This is a genomic window from Massilia sp. CFBP9012, assembly GCF_034045115.1.
GTDB lineage: Bacteria > Pseudomonadota > Gammaproteobacteria > Burkholderiales > Burkholderiaceae_D > Telluria.
Genome location: NZ_JAXCWM010000001.1, coordinates 348557 through 365831, shown reverse-complemented (window position 1 = coordinate 365831; position 17275 = coordinate 348557). Strand labels below are relative to the sequence as shown.

Here is a 17275-nt window from a genome sequence, read left to right as displayed (position 1 = left end):
TCGGGCATGAATAGGGTGTCGGCACGATCGTCGTGCGCTATCGACCCCTCTGTCCTTGGTACCTGAGAGATAGCGGCTGGCGCCGCTTGCCCCTTCGGTGGGCCGCATCGCGGCCGCTCTCCAGAGTTGACCGGCCGCGCCATGCGCCGCCGTCCCTTGACCGGTCCTTTTGCCTGAGAGTTTATGGGTGAGTGCCCCTTCGGCGGCAGCGTTGCTGCGCTCTCCCGATCAAGACTGCGGAGGATATGCCAGCCCGCCCCCCCCTGTCAACCACACAAGCCCCCACATATTGCCCCCACCCCCTTACCCAACAATGAGGGTCAGAGTCGAATTTTTTGACAACTTTGGAAGTTGCTCAGTAATTCGACTCTGACCCTAATTAATTCCAGACCGCTGGGGAAACAAAAAGCATTCATCTGTAAAACTATTTAACGGTGAGAATCAAACATCAATTTTGGTAGCGCTAAACGGCCAAAAATTAATTAGGGTCAGAGTCGAATTGTTTGACAACTTTGAGGAATTGCCCAATAAGTCTACTCTGACCCTCATTGTGGAGTTTCTCTGCGGAATTGCTGGAAAGAATTGCTGCGCACTATTGGGGCAGGCATTCGGGGTGTTTGTCGTGATTTGCTACACTTGTTCCACTTACTTTGTAGGCGGGAAAAGACTATGAACGAAGAAAAGACGTTGCAGGAGAAAGAGGGCTGGTACACGCTGTCGGGAGACGTCAACAGTGATATGGTGCACCGGATGTTCGAGGCGGTGGCGGCGATGACCGAGGACGGGATCGATACCGCCCACGTGCTGCTGCAGTCGAATGGCGGCTATGTCAGCGACGGCTTGTGCCTGTATAACTTCATGGCCAGTTCGCCGATCAAGTTTGTGATGTATAACGCCGGGGCGGTGGCCTCGATCGCCGTGGTGCTCTACCTGGCCGGTTCGCGCCGCTACGCCAGCGAGACCGCGCGCTTCATGATCCACAAGTCGCATGCGACCGCTTCGCCCGGCTCGCGGCCGGATGCGCTCAATATCATCGTCGAGGGCCTGCGCGCCGACGATGCCCGCACCGAGGCCATCCTGCGCAAGGAAATCGAACTCGCGCCCGAGCAGTGGAGCGTGCACCAGTACGGCGACCTGCACATGACCGCGCGCGACGCCAAGGACGCGAAGATGATCCACGAGGTGCTGGACTTCGCGCCGCCCAAAGGCGCCATCCTGCGTAATATCTGAAGCGGGATGGTCGGCCGACCGTCGCACCGGCGGCCGGCGGTGCCCCGGCCCGGATGTGTTTGGTCATTGCTGAGAGGTAAGAATATGGCAGAATAGGGGCTTGCCTCACTTCGCCGAACCGTCATGGCCACCCCATCCGCCCAGACCTCTGCCGCGCGCAAGGCCGCACCCGCCCAGCAGGCGGTGCTGGCCGAGCTGGTCGACATTGCGCGCAGCCATGCCGAGTCCGGCCTGGCGGACATGGTGCGCCGCGTGGTGTCCGCGCTGCTCGACCTGACCGCGGCCGGGCTCGACCCCGCCACCGTCATGCGGCGCGTCAAGTCAGGCAATCTCCTCAAGGACAATGGTTACGCCTTCACCCATCTGGCGACGAGCGAGATCGAAGCGGCGCTGCGCCGGGAAGTCGCGCGCCTGCTGCCACGCGACGCCGCGCCCACCGCCGCCCCAGCCACCGCGGTCGAACTGAGCCTGGTCCCGCTGGAGCAGATCGACCAGCAGATGGCGCTGGGCGCCGTCAGCCGGCCCTTCGACCTGCAGCATTCCGAGGGCCTGGCCACGCTGGGCGTGCGCCTTGGCCTGCTGCTCGGGCGCGACCTGGTGCGCGCCGCGCACAATCCCTTCCGTCCCGACGTCTTCCTGGCCGCCGTGGATACGGCATGGCGCCAGTTCGAGCCCGATCCCGAGGCCCACGGCCTGGTGGCGCCGCTGCTGCGGCCGGGTCTGATGTTCGACCTGGGGCCGTTGTATCAAGCTCTGATCGAGGCCCTGGTCGCGAAACTCAAGGCGCGCAAGGGCGCCACAGCCGACACCCGCTTCAGCAAGACCGACGACCGCGCCTCGCGCCAGGCCGAGCGCGCCCGGCGCGACGCTGCGCTGGCCCAGCAGCTGCGCCAGTTGTTCGACCCGGCAGTGCCCGAAATCCCGAACCTGCCGCAGGGCAGCGGCGGCTGGCGTCCGAGCACGGCGTCCGGCTTCGCGGTGGCGCCACCCGTGCCTGCGGCGGGTGCCGGCCCATCCAGCGCAGCCATGGCCCCGGCCGCCCATCCGGGGCAAGTCTACGCCTCCAGTGGCGCAGGTAGCGCTCCATCGGCTGCTCCATCCGCACAGCCCCTGGCGCATTCCTTGAGTGAGCTACTGGCCCGCGTCGGCGTCGCAGCCCAGGACGCCGCCCCCGGCGTCCTGGTACTGCCAGGCCTGCGCGCCAGCCTGCCGCAGGGCGCGCTGTCGCGCGGCGACGAAACGACGCTCGACCTGCTGTCGCGCGTGTTCGGCAGCGTGCTGCAGGACGACGGCGTCGCCCCCGAGACGCGCGAACTGATCGGTCACCTGCAGTTGCCAGTCTTGCGCACCGCGCTGCGTGACCGCAGCTTCTTCTTCCAGGAAGCCCATCCGGCGCGGCGCCTGCTCGACCTGCTGTCGCAGGCCGGCTGGGAGCGTCCCCTGGACGCGGATGACCCGGTCTACCGCGCCATGCGCCGCAGTGTCGAGCGCGTGCGCGGCCAGGTCGATCCCGAGTTCGATGTGGCAGTCGCCGACCTCGAAGCCGGCCTGGCCGCGCGCGACCATATCGAAGAAGCGGCCATGGCGGCGCCCATCGCCCAGGCCATGCGCAGCGAAAAGCGCGCCGCCGCCGAACGCTCGGCCCGGCGCGCGGTGGCGCTGCGCATGGCCGGCGAGCAGCTGATCCCGGCCGTCTCGGGCTTTCTCGAAGGCCGCTGGAGCGCCGCGCTGGCGCTGGCCTACACGATCGAGGACAGTCGTCCCGGCGCCGTCGACAATGCCACGCGCACGATGGAAGACCTGATCTGGAGCGTCAAGCCGAAGGCGACCCAGGAGCAGAGGAAGGCCCTGATCGCGCGCCTGCCCGCGCTGCTGGCAAGCCTGAACAACTGGCTCGACGCCACCCGCTGGCAGGACGCCGAGCGCCTGCAGTTCTTCGCCGCGCTGGCCGAATGCCATGCCTCGATCGTGCGCGCGCCGATCGAGCTCCTGCCCGAGCGCCAGCTCGAACTGGCGCTGGAGGCGGCGCAGCAGGATGCGCTGCGCCGAGTTGCATACGAGCAGGCGCAGGAGCAGGAAGAAGAGCGGGAGCAGGCCAGGCTCCAGGCCGAGGAGGCGCAGGCCGCGGCCAGCGATCCGGCCGCCGTGGCGCTGGCCAGCCTGGAGCGCGGCATGCGCCTCGAACTGAACGAGGCGCACATCGTGCGCCGGGTGCGCCTGGCCTGGGTCAGCCCGCTGCGCACGCTGTACATCTTCTCGGGCGCCGGGCGCCAGGAGGCGTTTTCGCTGCCGGCCGCGCGCCTGGGCGAGCTGCTGCGCGAGGGCGCGATGCGCGTGGTGGCGGCCGACGGCGTGGTCGGCCGCATCCTGGGCGCGGCGGTCGAGCCCATGCCGGCAATGGTATGATGCGCGCTTTACCTCTACAGCCATAGCCGATCCACGTGCGCCTCTCTTCCATCAAATTGTCGGGATTTAAGTCGTTCGTCGATCCCACCAATTTCCAGGTGCCGGGCCAGCTTGTCGGCGTGGTCGGGCCCAACGGCTGCGGCAAATCCAATATCATCGACGCGGTGCGCTGGGTGCTGGGCGAGTCGAAGGCCTCCGAGCTGCGCGGCGAGTCGATGCAGGACGTGATCTTCAACGGTTCCACCCACCGCAAGAGCGCCGGCCGCGCCTCGGTCGAACTGGTGTTCGACAACAGCGCCGGCAAGGCCGCCGGCCAGTGGGGCCAGTACGCCGAAATCGCGGTCAAGCGCACGCTCACGCGCGACGGCACGTCCACCTATTACATCAATGGCCAGCCGGTGCGCCGGCGCGACATCCAGGACATCTTCCTCGGCACCGGACTCGGTCCGCGCGCCTATGCCATCATCGGCCAGGGCATGATCGCGCGCATCATCGAGTCGCGCCCGGAAGAGCTGCGGGTCTTCCTCGAAGAGGCGGCCGGCGTCTCGAAGTACAAGGAACGGCGCCGCGAGACCGAGAACCGCCTGTCGGACACGCGCGAGAACCTGTTGCGGGTCGAGGATATCCTGCGCGAGCTCAATGCCAACCTCGAAAAGCTGGAAGCCCAGGCGGCGGTGGCCAACCGCTTCCACCAGCTGCAGGCCGACCAGGAAGAAAAGCAGAAGCTGCTCTGGCTGATGCGCAAGAACGAGGCCAAGGCCGAACAGGTGAAATTCTTCCGCGAGATGGAAGAAGCGCAGACCGCCCTCGAAGCGCAAACCGCCACACTGCGCAGCGTCGAAGTCGACCTCGAACACCTGCGCCAGGCCCACTTCGCGGCCGGCGACCGCCTGCACACGGCGCAGGGCGCCCTGTACGGGATCAATTCCGAGATCGGCAGCCTGGAGGCGCAGATCAAGTTCGTGGTCGAGTCGCGCACCCGCCTGCAGAACCAGATCGTCACGCTCACCGCGCAGCGCGATCAATGGCTGGCGCAGGAGCAGGAACATCGCGAGGGTCAGGAAGAAGCCGAGATGCAGCTCGAGGAACTGGCCGCGCGCGCCGAAGGCGCCCAGATCGCGGTCGAGGTCCACCACGAGCGCCTGCCCGAGCTGGAAGCGGCCTGGCGCGCCGGCCAGGAAAGCGCGACCGCCTCGCGTGCGCGCATCATGCAGGTCCAGCAGCGCATCGAACTGACATCGGCCCACGGCCGCAATGCCGCCGGCATCCTGAACAACCTGGCGGCGCGCCGCGAACGCCTGCAGCAGGAGCGCAACGGCCTCAACCTGCCCGACAGCGCGACCCTCGACAACCTGCGCCTGCAGCTGGAAGAAAAGCAGCAGTCGCTGGAAGAGCAGACCATGCTGCTCGACGAGGCGACCGGCCGGCAAGAAGCGGTCGAACTCGAACGCAAGGACGCGCACACCCAGGTGCAGGCTGAGAGCGCCGCCAACGCCCAACTGGAGGCGCGCCTGAATGCGCTGCGCCAGATGCAGGAGCGCGTGCAGACCCAGGGCAAGGTACAGCCCTGGCTCGAGAAGCACGAGCTGGCCGGCTTGCCGCGCCTGTGGCAAAAGCTGGACGTGGACCCAGGCTGGGAGACCGCGCTCGAAGCCGTGCTGCGCGAGCGTTCCGGCGCCCTCGAAGTATCGAATATCGACTGGGCCAAAGCCTTCGTGCTTGACGCGCCGCCGGCCCGCCTGGCGCTGTACGCGCCGCAGGCGGGCGGCCACGCGGCGGCGCCCGACGGCCTGAAGCCGTTCTCCAGCCTGCTGCGCGTAAACGACGCCGGCGTGCGCGGCGTGTTGGAGGACTGGCTGCACGGCGTCTACGTGGCCGTCGATGCGGCCCAGGCCTTCGCCGAGCGCGCGCGCCTGCCGCATGGCGCCGCCTTCGTCACCCGCGAGGGTCACATGGTCACCCGTTCCAGCGTGCGCTTCCACGCGCCGGACGCCGAGCAGGACGGCATGCTGGCGCGCCAGCACGAGATCGAGAATACGGCTAAGCAGCTCAAGGCCCAGGCCTTGCTGGCCGACGAGGCGCGTGCGCGCGCCGTCCGCGCCGATGCCGCCGTCACCGACCTGGCGCGCCGGCTGCAGGATGCGCGCGGCCGCGTGGCCACCTTGCAGCGCGAGGGGCATGCGCTGCAGATCGAGGTGCTCAAGCAGAGCGAGATCGAGGCGCGTTTCAACCAGAGGAGCGGCCAGATCGCGGACGACCTGTCCGAGATCGCGGCCCAGGAAGCAGAGCAACGTCAGGCCCAGGCCGAGAGCGAGCAGGAATTCGAGCAGCTCGACCTCGAGCTGGCCGAGCTGCAGGAGGCGCACGAAGACGGCCAGACCGCCTTCCTCGAGCAAGAGCAGGCCCTGGGCCGCGCGCGCGACCACCTGCGCGAACTGGAACGCGGCGCGCAGGAGGCACAGTTCGCCGAACGCGCCCAGCGCAGCCGCATCGAGGAATTGCGCCGCACGATGGCGACCGCCGCCACCCAGGCCGAACAGGTCGGCGCCAGCCTGGCCCAGGCCCGCCTGGAGCTCGAAGCCCTCGAAAGCGGGACGGCGCATGAGGGCTTGCAAGAGCTGCTCGACCGCCGCACGACGCAGGAAGTGGCATTGTCCGACGCCCGCCATGAGCTGGACCAGGTCGCCCAGCAGCTGCGCGCGGCCGAAGAAGCACGCATGGGGTCCGAGCGCAGCCTGCAGCCGCAGCGCGACCGTATCACCGAGATGCAATTGAAGGAACAGGCCGCGCGCCTGAACCAGGAGCAGTTCGCCGAAGCGCTGGCCGCCACCGGCGCCGACGAGGCGGCGCTGGCGGAAAAGCTCGACCCCGAGCTCAAGCCCCAATACCTGCAGGCCGAAGTCACCCGGCTGACGAATGCCATCAGCGGCCTGGGCGCGGTCAACCTGGCGGCGGTCGACGAGCTGGCCCAAGCCACCGAACGCAAGCGCTTCCTGGATTCGCAGAACGCCGACCTGAACGAGGCCATCAACACCCTCGAAGACGCGATCGGCCGCATCGACCGCGAGACCCGCGACCTGCTGCAGGACACGTTCGATCGCGTGAACGGCCACTTCTCGGAACTGTTCCCGATCCTGTTCGGCGGCGGCAACGCCAGGCTGGTGATGACGGGCGACGAGATCCTGGACGCGGGCGTGCAGGTCATGGCCCAGCCGCCGGGTAAAAAGAACGCCACCATCCACCTGCTGTCGGGCGGCGAGAAGGCCCTCACCGCGACCGCCCTGGTGTTCTCGATGTTCCGCCTGAACCCGGCGCCATTCTGCCTGCTGGACGAGGTCGACGCGCCGCTGGACGACGCCAATACCGAACGCTTCTGCCGCATGGTCAAGCGCATGTCCGAGCACACCCAGTTCCTGTTCATCTCGCACAACAAGATCGCAATGGAGATGGCCAGCCAGCTGATCGGGGTGACGATGCAGGAGCAGGGCGTCTCGCGCATCGTCGCGGTGGACATGGAGTCGGCCGCCGACCTGGCCGCCGCCTGAACGGGCACGGACTCCCCGTCCCACCGTACGAATGCCTGCAATGACCGACCACGCCATACCACCGCAATCGGCCCCCATCCCATCGGCACTGGAGCAGGGCTTGCGGCTGATCCGCGCGTCGCCGGCGCCGATGTTCATCGTGCGCGGCGGCGACGGTATGATTGCCGCCAATCCGGCCTTCGCGCCGCTGCTCGAAGGCGTTCAGGCTGCATCTTCCGCCATCTGGGCGCCGCTCGCATCGCTGCTTCCCGGCGCCACTGAGCTGGCTGCCCGCATCCTCGACGGCAGCCAGGCCCAGGCCAGCACCGAGCTGGAACTGCCCACGCGCGTCCAGCTGGTCCTGTCGCCGGTGTGCGAGCTTGACGGCGCCATCGTCGGCGTGCTGGGCGTGGCCACGCCGCTGCCGCCGGCCGACCAGGCGGCGCGCGAACTGGGGCGGCTGATCGAACTCAGTCCGGTCGGCGTGGTGCGCTACACCCTCGACGGCGACATCCTCGACTGCAACGACGCGTTTCTCTCCATGCTCGGGCTGAGCCAGGAGGACCGCCGCCGCGGCCTGTCGTGGCGCGCGCTGACGCCGCCCGAGTGGCGCGAGGCCGACGACGCCGGCATCGCGCGCCTGCGAGCGCACGACGTGATGCCGCTGATCGAGAAGGAATTCCTGCACCGCGACGGCCGCCGCATCCCGGTGCTGGTCGGCGCCGGCAACCTGCTGGCCGACCGCCGCCAGGGCTTCGCGGTGGTGATCGATATCTCGGCCACGCGCGCGGCCGAGCGCGCGCTGGCCGAGAGCGAGGCGCGCTTTCGCGCGATCACGAACGCGATGCCGCAGATGGTGTGGTCGACCCTTCCCGACGGCTTCCACGATTACTACAACGACCAGTGGTACGCCTTCACCGGGGTCCCGCCGGGATCGACCGACGGCGAGGGCTGGAACGGCATGTTCCATCCGGACGACCAGGAGGCCGCCTGGGCCAGGTGGCGCCATTCGCTGGACACCGGCGAACCCTACGAGATCGAATACCGGCTGCGCCACCACAGCGGCACCTATCGCTGGGTGCTGGGCCGTGCCTTGCCGGTGCGCGACGCGCAAGGGGGCATACAGCGCTGGATGGGCACCTGCACCGACATCCATGAGCACAAGCTGACCGAGGACGCGCTGCGCGAGGCCGACCAGCGCAAGGACGAGTTCCTCGCCATGCTGGGCCACGAACTGCGCAACCCGCTGGCGCCGATCCGCAGCGCGGCGGCGCTGCTGCCGCTGGCCAAGGCCGATCCGGCCCGGGTCGAGCACATCGGCCGCGTGATCGCGCGCCAGTCGACCCACATGACCGGCCTGATCGACGACCTGCTGGACGTGTCGCGCGTGACGCGTGGCCTGATCTCGCTCAGCCAGGAGGACGTGGCGGTGCGCCTGCTGGTCGACGAGGCCATCGAACAGGCGCGCCCGCTGGTCGAAGCGCGATCGCATGCGCTGTCGGTCGTCGACGCCGTCGCCGGCGCCCAGGTGCACGGCGACCGCAAGCGGCTGGTCCAGGTGCTGGCCAACCTGCTGGCGAATGCCGCCAAGTACACGCCGCCCGGCGGGCGCATCGTCGTCACGCTGGCGCGCGCCGGTAACATGGTGGAGATCGCGGTGAGCGACAACGGCATCGGCATGGCGCCCGAGCTGGTCGACAGCGTGTTCGAGCTGTTCCGCCAGGGACAGCGCACGCCCGACCGCGCGCAGGGCGGCCTGGGCATCGGGCTGGCGCTGGTGAAGAAGCTGGTGCACCTGCACGGCGGCCGGGTCCGGGCGTCGAGCCCGGGGGAGGGGCTGGGCAGCGAGGTCGTGGTCGCCCTGCCGGCCTGAGGGCGGCAGAGTCTTAAATAGGGGTTGCTCCGCCAATTCATGGCATCCGGGCGGGGGAGTTGGTATGATGGCACGAGTTTTCGTGGGGAGCGCCCGCACGGATGGCATTTCGATCGAATCAACCTTCGCGTACAACAACAGGACCCGGCGTCCGGCGCGAACTTCGCTATTGAGGCACACGCAGCATGACTGATTTCCAAATGAGCCTGATCGCAGCCGGCGGCGTCTTCGTCGTCGGCGTCATCACCTACAACAAGTGGCAGGAATACAAGGCCAGGAAGAGCGTCGAACGCGCCTTCGCCTCCGACCACGACGACGTCCTGATGCGCGACGGCGAGCAGGCCCCGGCCGTGGACCGCCACGAGCCGGTGTTCGAGGCCGACCTCAAGGCCGGCCTTGAAGACAATGCGCCGGCCGCCGTCAAGGAACCCGTGCTCGACGCCGACGCCTTCGTGCCGGCCGACGTCAAGCCCGAGCCGCAGCTGGACGCGCCAGCGCCGTCGCCGGAAGCACAGCCTGCGGCCACGCCAGCGCCGGTGGTCCCGGCCGCGCCGGTCGCGCCGACCGCCAGCGCTCCAACTACTACCTACCGCGCTCCCGGCGCCAGCGCCGCCCAGGATGCGGTGGCGGCCTCGCTGCCCGGCACCCGTCCCGGCATGCCGCCGGCCGAACTGGCCGAATGCCTGGTCGATCCGCTGATCGACTGCCTGATTCCGCTGTCGCTTGAAACGCCTGTTCGCGGCGACAAGATCCTGCCGACCCTGCAAACGCTGCGCCGCGTCGGCAACAAGCCGATCCACTACATCGGCTTCGCCGTCAGCGGCGAATGGGAGCCGATCGTGCATGGCGGCGTGTACACCAAGCTGCAGGCGGGCGTGCAGATGGCCACCCGCACCACGGCGCTGAACGAACTCGAATACTCCGAGCTGGTCACGCGCCTGCGCGCGGTGGCCGACGAGATCGGGGCCGAGCCGGAAGTGCCGGACATGATCGAGGTGATGGCCGAGGCGCGCATCCTGCACCGCTTCGTGGCCGGCCACGACGCCCAGCTGGGCGTGAACCTGGCCGCGAATGGCGCGCCATGGGCGATGTCGACCCTGATCGGCGCCCTCGAGAACGCCGGCTTCGACGTGCGTCCGGACGGCCGCTTCGCGATGCCCGACAAGGAAAGCACGGGCGGCGGCGTGCTGTTCACGCTGTCGACCAACGTCACGCTGGGCGCCGACACCACCTCGCGCCTGACCCTGCTGCTGGACGTGCCGTGCGTCGCCCCCGCGCGCGACGGCTTCGGCCGGATGGTCGATACGGCGCGCGGCCTGACGCAACGCCTTGACGCGACCATCGTCGACGATTTCGACCAGCCGCTGGTGGATGAGGCGCTGGACGAGATCAAGAGCCAGGTGGGCGAGTTCTACCAGGAGATGGACGCGGCCGACATCCCGGCCGGCTCGACCCGCGCGCTGCGCCTGTTCAGCTGAGGAAGTCCGGTGACCGAGCAAGAGCAACAGAATGACGGCCAGCGCAGCATTGAACGCATGCGCTGGCTGGTCGCGGAACTGAACCGCGCCAGCTACAACTACCATGTGCTGGACGCGCCGACGATTCCCGACGCCGAGTACGACAAGCTGTACCACGAGCTGCTGGCGCTGGAGACGGCGCACCCGGAGGGCGTCGACCCCGATTCGCCGACCCGGCGCGTGGGCGACGCCCCGATCCCGGAATTCGGCCAGGTCACCCATGCGGTACCGATGCTGTCGCTGAACAACGGCTTTACTGACGACGACATCGACAATTTCGACCGCAAGGCGCGCGAAGGCCTCGAAGTGCGCCAGGTTGTCTACAACGCTGAACTCAAATTCGATGGCCTGGCCATCAGCCTGCGCTACGAGGAGGGACGCCTGGTCCAGGCGGCTACCCGCGGCGACGGCTACACGGGTGAGGACGTCACCGCCAATATCCGTACCGTGCGCGTGATTCCGATGCGGCTGCACGGCAGCGAGGTGCCGGCCGTGCTGGAGGTGCGGGGCGAAGTGCTGATGTTCAAGCGCGACTTCGAAGCCCTGAACGAGCGCCAGCGCGCCGGGGGACAGAAGGAATTCGCCAATCCACGCAACGCCGCCGCAGGCAGCTTGCGCCAGCTCGACGCGCGCATCACCAATGAACGCCGGCTGCGCTTCTTCGCCTATGGCGTGGGCCAGGTGGACGGCGCCGACTTGCCCGACACCCATTCGGGCCTCCTTGACTGGTTCGAGGCGCTCGGCCTGCCGGTGGCGAAGGAACGCAAGGTAGTCGCGGGTCGTGACGGCCTGCTCGAGTTCTACCGCGACGTCGGCGAACGCCGCAAGTCGCTGCCCTACGAGATCGACGGCGTGGTCTATAAAGTCGACCGCATCGAGGACCAGCGCGCGCTGGGCTTCGTCTCGCGCGCGCCGCGCTTCGCGCTGGCCCATAAATTCCCGGCCGAGGAAGCGCTGACCACGGTCCAGGCGATCGAGGTCCAGGTCGGCCGCACCGGCGCCATCACGCCGGTGGCGCGCCTGGTGCCGGTCTCGGTCGGCGGCGTCACCGTCACCAACGCCACCCTGCACAACGAAGACGAGGTACGGCGCAAGGACGTGCGCGTGGGCGATACCGTGATCGTGCGCCGCGCCGGCGACGTCATCCCCGAAGTGCTGGCGGTGGTGCTGGAGCGCCGCCCGAGCCCGGAGCCGGCGATCTATGAATTACCGAAGCAGTGCCCGGTATGCGGCTCGCATGTGGTGCGCGAAGCCGATGAGGCGATCGCACGCTGCTCCGGCGGCCTGACCTGCGCGGCCCAGCGCAAGGAAGCGATCCGCCACTTCGCCGGCCGCCGCATGATGGACATCGAGGGCCTGGGCGACCGCTATATCGACAGCCTGGTCGAGGCCAACCTGGTCACGCGCGTGGCCGACCTGTATAGCTTGAGTCTCGATAACCTGCTCAAGATGAAGCGACTGGCCGACGAGCGCGATGGCACCACACCGGAAACCGTCAAGCAGGGCAAGGTCGCGACCAAGTGGGCCGACAACCTGCTGGCCGCGATCGCCGCCAGCAGGCAGCCGCCGCTCGAGCGGCTGCTGTTCGCGCTCGGCATCCGCCATGTGGGCGAATCGACCGCCAAGACGCTGGCCGACTGGCTCGGCAGCCTGGCCCTGGTGCGGCGCGCACCGGCCGCGCTGCTGCGCGTGCTGCCCGATATCGGCGGCACGGTGGCCGAATCGATCGCCGAATTCTTCGCCGAGGAAAAGAACCAGATCGCCCTGAACGCCTTGCTGGACGCCGGTGTGGCGCCGAAGGGCGAGCATCCGCCGAAAGCGCAGCTGCGCGAAAAGCTCGACGAGATCAAGCTGCTGGCCGCGCTCGACATCCCGAAACTGACCGAGCCGCGCGCGCGCCAGGTGGTGAGCGCCGGCCAGACGCTGGAAGACATCGGCGTGCGCACCGACTTCGGCATCTTCGGCCTGCCGGCGACGGTTGCGATGGCGCTCGAGGAATGGATGGCGGTGCGCGAGAACCGGGAGCGGGCGCAGTCGCTGGCGGCCCTGCGCCGCTCGCTGCTGGACTCCCTGCCCGAAGCCGCTGCTGCCGCCGAGTCCGAGGGACCGCTGGCCGGCAAGACCTTCGTCCTGACCGGCACCTTGCCCACCATGAGCCGCGACGCGGCCGGCGCGCTGATCGAGCAGGCCGGCGGCAAGATATCGGGCTCGGTGTCGAAGAAGACTTCCTATGTGGTGGCCGGTGCGGAAGCGGGCAGCAAGCTGGCCAAGGCCGAAGAGCTGGGCGTCACGATCCTGGACGAGGCGGCGCTGCTGGCGCTGCTGGCGCAGCTCGGATAGTGACAGGCGCAGTCATCGAAGTGCAATAACAACCATCCATACTGGACCACATGAACCTGATCCGCAAAGCTGTATTCCCCGTCGCCGGCCTGGGCAGCCGCTTCCTGCCGGCGACCAAGGCGCAACCGAAAGAGATGCTGCCGATCGTCGACAAGCCGCTGATCCAGTACGCGGTCGAAGAGGCGGTGGCCGCCGGCGTCACTGAACTGATCTTCATCACGGGCCGCAACAAGCGCGCCATCGAAGACCATTTCGACAAGGCCTACGAGCTCGAATCCGAGCTCGAGGCGGCCGGCAAGCAGGCCCTGCTCGAGACCGTGCGCGGCGTGATCCCGAAGAACGTCAACTGCATCTATATCCGCCAGTCGTCGCCCCTGGGTCTGGGCCATGCGGTGCTGTGCGCGCTTCCGGTGGTGGGCAACGAGCCCTTCGCCGTGCTGCTGGCGGACGATTTCATGGACACCGCCGACGGCCAGAAGCCGGTGCTGGCCCAGATGGTCGATGTCTACGGCTATGAACGCAGCAGCATCCTGGCAGTGCAGGACGTGCCGCGCGAGCACACCCGCCAGTACGGCATCGTCAGCGCCTCGGCCTACCGCCAGGACCTGGAACTGGTGTCCGGCATCGTCGAAAAGCCCCAGCCGGCAGACGCCCCGTCGACGCTGGCCGTGGTCGGCCGCTACGTGCTGTCGCCGTCGATTTTCGGCTACCTGGAAAACATCGGCAAGGGCGCCGGCGGCGAGATCCAGCTCACTGACGGCATCGCCGCCCTGATGCGGGACGAACGCGTGCTGGCCTACCGCTACGCCGGCCAGCGCTACGACTGCGGCTCCAAGCTGGGCTATCTGCAGGCCACCGCCGCGATCGGCCTGAAGCATCCGGAAACAGCCGAGGGCTTCCGTGCTTCGCTGGCGGGCCTGCTCGAAGGACGAGGCCTGGCATGACGGTGCGCGAGATCCTCAGGATGGGCGATCCGCGCCTGCTGCGGGTGGCGCAGCCGGTGACGCAATTCGATACGCCCGAGCTGCATGCGCTGGTCGCCGACATGTTCGAGACCATGCACGCCGCCAACGGCGCCGGCCTGGCCGCGCCGCAGATCGGCGTCGACCTGCAACTGGTGATCTTCGGCTTCGGCAGCAACCAGCGCTATCCCGACGCGCCGCCGGTGCCCGAGACGGTCTTGATCAATCCCGTGCTCACGCCCTTGTCCGACGAGATGGAGGAGGGCGTCGAAGGCTGCCTGTCGGTGCCGGGCTTGCGCGGCAGCGTGCCGCGGTACACGCGCCTGCATTACGAGGGTTTCGACCAGTTCGGCAAGCGTATCGTGCGCGACGCCGAAGGCTTTCACGCGCGCGTGGTGCAGCACGAAGTGGACCACCTGCTCGGCATCCTCTACCCGATGCGGATCCGCGATTTTTCCCGCTTCGGCTTCACCGAAGTGATGTTTCCCCACCTTGATCCCGGAGCCGACGATTGAGCCGCGCTTTCTTATCCCTGGCTGTACTCGGTGCAGCCTGCCTGGTCGCGCCGGCGGCATCCGCCGCTGACTTCTTTACCAAAATAGACCCGTCGCCGACGAGCGAGCTGTGGATCGATACCGGCTTTTATACCGCGCATTTCGACGGCGACAAGGATCTGAACGACAACAACAAGGGCCTGGCGCTCGAGTACCGCTTCAAGGGCACGATGACGGCCACTGCCGGCCGCTTCTATAACAGCGATCGCGCCTGGTCGAACTATGCGGGCGTGATCTGGCAGCCGTATGCGGTGGGCCCGGTGCGCGTGGGCCTGGCGCTGGCCGCCTTCGACGGCTATCCTAAGACGCGCGACGGCGGCTGGTTCCCGGGCGCGATCCCGACCCTGACTTATGAGTACAAGCGGGTTGGGGTGAACGTCGGGATCATCCCGAACTACAAGGACCGGCTGTATGGCGGGATTTCCTTCCAGCTGAAGTTCAAGCTGTTCGACAAATAAAAAAGGGGCCGCGCGATGCGACGACGCGGCCGACCCTTGAGCCGACGCCGCATCCACGTCGTCCCCGCGGAGGCGCACTGGTGTCCGGAATAATTTTGGGCGCTTGAAAAAGGCCGCTGTATATGAAAAATCACGTCGTTCCCGCGCAGGCGGGAACCTAAGTGTGCATGGCCAGTGGCCTAAAAATCGACCTCCGATGAACGTTCGGGTCACGCAAGAGCATGAACATTCTGTGATTTCACTTGGATCCCCGCCTCCGCGGGGATGACGATGCATACTTTGCGTATAAATATTCCGGACACCAGTGCGCGGAGGCGGGGACCCAAGTATTGCGAATGCCGACGATGCGCTTGCAGAACTTGGGTCCCCGCCTCCGCGGGGACGACGGTTGGTGAGGGTCAGCCTTCTTTCGGATACGGACTCGGCCCGCCATCCGCAATGAACTGATCGATCCGCTGCTGCAGCACCGGCAGCGGCACCGAGCCCACGTGCAGCACGGTGTCGTGGAAGTTGCGGATGTCGAACTTCGACCCGAGCGCCTTCTCGGCGCGGGCGCGCGCTTCCTGGATCGCCATCTGGCCCAGGTAGTACGACAGCGCCTGGCCCGGCCACGAGATGTAGCGGTCGACTTCGGTCTCCACCTCATGCTTCGACAGCGCGGTGTTCTGCAGCAGGTAGTTCTGCGCCTGCTCGCGGGTCCAGCCCTTGGCGTGCACGCCGGTGTCGACCACCAGGCGCGAGGCGCGCCAGGCCTGGTAGCTGAGCATGCCGAAGACCTCGTACGGGGTCTCGTAGATCTCCATCTCGGTGCCCAGCCGCTCGGTGTACAGCGCCCAGCCTTCGCCATAGGCCGAGATATAGGCGCGGCGGAACGGCGGCACGCCTTTCTGTTCCTGCGCCAGCGGGATCTGGAAGGCATGGCCGGGCGCCGACTCGTGCAGGGTCAGGGCCGGCAGGCTGTAGAGAGGCCGGGCCGGCAGGTTATATGTGTTCACCCAGTAGGTGCCCGGGCCGCCGCGGCCTGCGGTCCAGAACGGCGCCTGGTCGTCCGGCACCGGCACGATCGCGAAGCGGCGGCGCGGCAGGTGGCCGAAGAACTGGTCGGCCTTGGCGTCGAATTTCTTGGACGTCCAGGCCGCGCTCTTGAGCAGCTCTTGCGGCGTCTTCGCATAGAACTGCGGATCGGTGCGCAGGAAATGCAGGAAGGCCTGCAAGTCGCCCTTGAAGCCGACCTGCTTCATGACGTCGTGCATCTCGGCGCGGATCTTCGCCATCTCGGCCAGGCCGACCGCGTGGATCTGGTCGGCCGTCATGTCGGTCGTGGTGAATTCCACGATTTTCGACTGGTAGTATGCCTTCCCGCCCGGCATGTCCTGGGCCGCCAGCGTGGTACGCGCCCTCGGCACGTACTCGTCGCGGAAGTAGGCCAGCGCCTTGGCGTAGGCCGGTTGTATCTTGTCCTGGATGAGGGCTACTGCCTGGGCGCGCAGCGCTTCCTGCTCGGCGGCCGGCATCGCGGACGGCATCTGCCTGAACGGGTTGTAGAACACGACGTCCTGCGGCGTCTTGGCCCCGGTTACCGAGGTCAGGGTGCCTTCGCGGCCGGCCAGGGTGACCTTCGGCGGGGTGAAGCCGCGCGCCAGGCCGGCGCGCATATTGTCCAGCTCCTGGTCGAAGTAGCCGGGCAGGCCCTCGAGCAGCGCCAGGTAGTTGCGGTACTCGTCGGCGCTCTTGAGCGAGCGGCGCGCTGCGTAGGCGACGTCGGACCAGAACGCGGTGTCGGCGTTGACCGGCTGCTCGTATTCGCGGAAGCGCTGGGCGTCATGCAGGGAGGCGATCTGGGCGCGATAGACGGCGAAGTTGATGCGCTCGGCGGGCGAGAGCGCGCTTGGTGCGATCGCATCGAGTTCCTTGAGGATGCCGGCCCAGTAGACGCGACGTGCTTCCTGCGCCGCGGCGTCGACCCGCGCGTAACCCGGGCTCGCATTGGGCGCGTTCTCGTCGCGCGCCAGGCGCTCGGCGATGCGCCACTTCCACTCCTTGGTATAGATGTCCTTGAAGCGCGCGTCGGCCGCGACCGCGGTCGGATTCGCATCGGCCGCGGGTGCGCTCGTTGCGGCCATGGCCGCCGGCGCGAATGCCAGACCCATCACGACGGCGGCCGTCGAAACGGCGGCGCCCAGCTTGCTTATTTTCATTGATCCCCTGCTTGATAAAGAGCATTATTGCTCGGCAATACACATCTTAGCGGGGAAACAGGCACATGCCTACCGCATGTTTTGTATCGTAAATACTGGCGCTGGAAGTATGGTGCGCTGCAACTTTAATCGCCCTATGCGCGGGGAATGCCAGTAAGCCAAGATATAATGTCTGCCAATCTATCGCCGGGCGAGCGCACGACGATTCCGCGC

Annotated in this window: 10 protein-coding genes and 2 riboswitches; of the genes, 9 read left to right on the top strand and 1 reads right to left on the bottom strand. The window is 67.5% G+C overall.

All coding sequences use genetic code 11. The features are described 5' to 3' along the window. Positions 1-39: 39 nt before the first annotated feature. Positions 40-134: riboswitch (glycine riboswitch) on the bottom strand. A gap of 17 nt (positions 135-151) precedes the next feature. Then, positions 152-237, bottom strand: a riboswitch (glycine riboswitch). Positions 238-669: 432 nt separating this feature from the next. From SOM61_RS01400 to SOM61_RS01360, 9 genes are all read left to right on the top strand, one after another. Beyond that, complete coding sequence (locus SOM61_RS01400) at positions 670-1230, top strand: ATP-dependent Clp protease proteolytic subunit (RefSeq protein WP_320472419.1); 561 nt, start codon at positions 670-672, stop codon at positions 1228-1230. A 123-nt stretch (positions 1231-1353) separates the two neighbouring features. Next, positions 1354-3636 carry a DUF1631 family protein gene (locus SOM61_RS01395; RefSeq protein ID WP_320472418.1) on the top strand — a complete coding sequence of 761 codons (2283 nt, stop codon included), beginning with the start codon at positions 1354-1356 and terminating at the stop codon, positions 3634-3636. Positions 3637-3671: 35 nt separating this feature from the next. Then, the gene (gene smc, locus SOM61_RS01390; protein ID WP_320472417.1) at positions 3672-7181 is read left to right on the top strand and encodes a chromosome segregation protein SMC; all 3510 of its coding nucleotides are present in this window, start codon (positions 3672-3674) and stop codon (positions 7179-7181) included. A gap of 40 nt (positions 7182-7221) precedes the next feature. Beyond that, positions 7222-9033 carry a sensor histidine kinase gene (locus SOM61_RS01385; RefSeq protein WP_320472416.1) on the top strand — a complete coding sequence of 604 codons (1812 nt, stop codon included), beginning with the start codon at positions 7222-7224 and terminating at the stop codon, positions 9031-9033. Positions 9034-9218: 185 nt separating this feature from the next. After that, complete coding sequence (locus SOM61_RS01380) at positions 9219-10511, top strand: cell division protein ZipA C-terminal FtsZ-binding domain-containing protein (RefSeq protein WP_320472415.1); 1293 nt, start codon at positions 9219-9221, stop codon at positions 10509-10511. 9 nt (positions 10512-10520) lie between these two features. After that, positions 10521-12890 (top strand): NAD-dependent DNA ligase LigA, encoded by a 2370-nt coding sequence (gene ligA, locus SOM61_RS01375; protein WP_414674920.1) that lies wholly within the window; start codon positions 10521-10523, stop codon positions 12888-12890. A 50-nt stretch (positions 12891-12940) separates the two neighbouring features. Then, entirely contained in the window at positions 12941-13834 is an 894-nt protein-coding gene (gene galU, locus SOM61_RS01370; protein ID WP_320472414.1) for a UTP--glucose-1-phosphate uridylyltransferase GalU, read from the top strand. Then, the gene (def, locus tag SOM61_RS01365) at positions 13831-14367 is read left to right on the top strand and encodes a peptide deformylase (protein ID WP_320472413.1); all 537 of its coding nucleotides are present in this window, start codon (positions 13831-13833) and stop codon (positions 14365-14367) included. The genes galU and def overlap by 4 nt, the downstream gene beginning before the upstream one ends. Next, positions 14364-14864 (top strand): hypothetical protein, encoded by a 501-nt coding sequence (locus tag SOM61_RS01360; protein ID WP_320472412.1) that lies wholly within the window; start codon positions 14364-14366, stop codon positions 14862-14864. The genes def and SOM61_RS01360 overlap by 4 nt, the downstream gene beginning before the upstream one ends. A 398-nt stretch (positions 14865-15262) precedes the next feature. On the opposite strand, the gene SOM61_RS01355 is transcribed toward SOM61_RS01360, so the two are convergent. Continuing rightward, positions 15263-17062 (bottom strand): DUF885 domain-containing protein, encoded by a 1800-nt coding sequence (locus tag SOM61_RS01355; RefSeq protein ID WP_320472411.1) that lies wholly within the window; start codon positions 17060-17062, stop codon positions 15263-15265. Positions 17063-17275: the final 213 nt, after the last annotated feature.

What these genes read in the sequence shown, in the direction of transcription:
- SOM61_RS01395 (WP_320472418.1), top strand. Translation starts at nt 1,354, where the DNA reads ATGGCCACCCCATCCGCCCAGACCTCTGCCGCGCGCAAGGCCGCACCC.
- SOM61_RS01355 (WP_320472411.1), bottom strand. Translation starts at nt 17,062, where the DNA reads ATGAAAATAAGCAAGCTGGGCGCCGCCGTTTCGACGGCCGCCGTCGTG.
- def (WP_320472413.1), top strand. Translation starts at nt 13,831, where the DNA reads ATGACGGTGCGCGAGATCCTCAGGATGGGCGATCCGCGCCTGCTGCGG.
- SOM61_RS01385 (WP_320472416.1), top strand. Translation starts at nt 7,222, where the DNA reads ATGACCGACCACGCCATACCACCGCAATCGGCCCCCATCCCATCGGCA.
- SOM61_RS01380 (WP_320472415.1), top strand. Translation starts at nt 9,219, where the DNA reads ATGACTGATTTCCAAATGAGCCTGATCGCAGCCGGCGGCGTCTTCGTC.
- galU (WP_320472414.1), top strand. Translation starts at nt 12,941, where the DNA reads ATGAACCTGATCCGCAAAGCTGTATTCCCCGTCGCCGGCCTGGGCAGC.
- SOM61_RS01400 (WP_320472419.1), top strand. Translation starts at nt 670, where the DNA reads ATGAACGAAGAAAAGACGTTGCAGGAGAAAGAGGGCTGGTACACGCTG.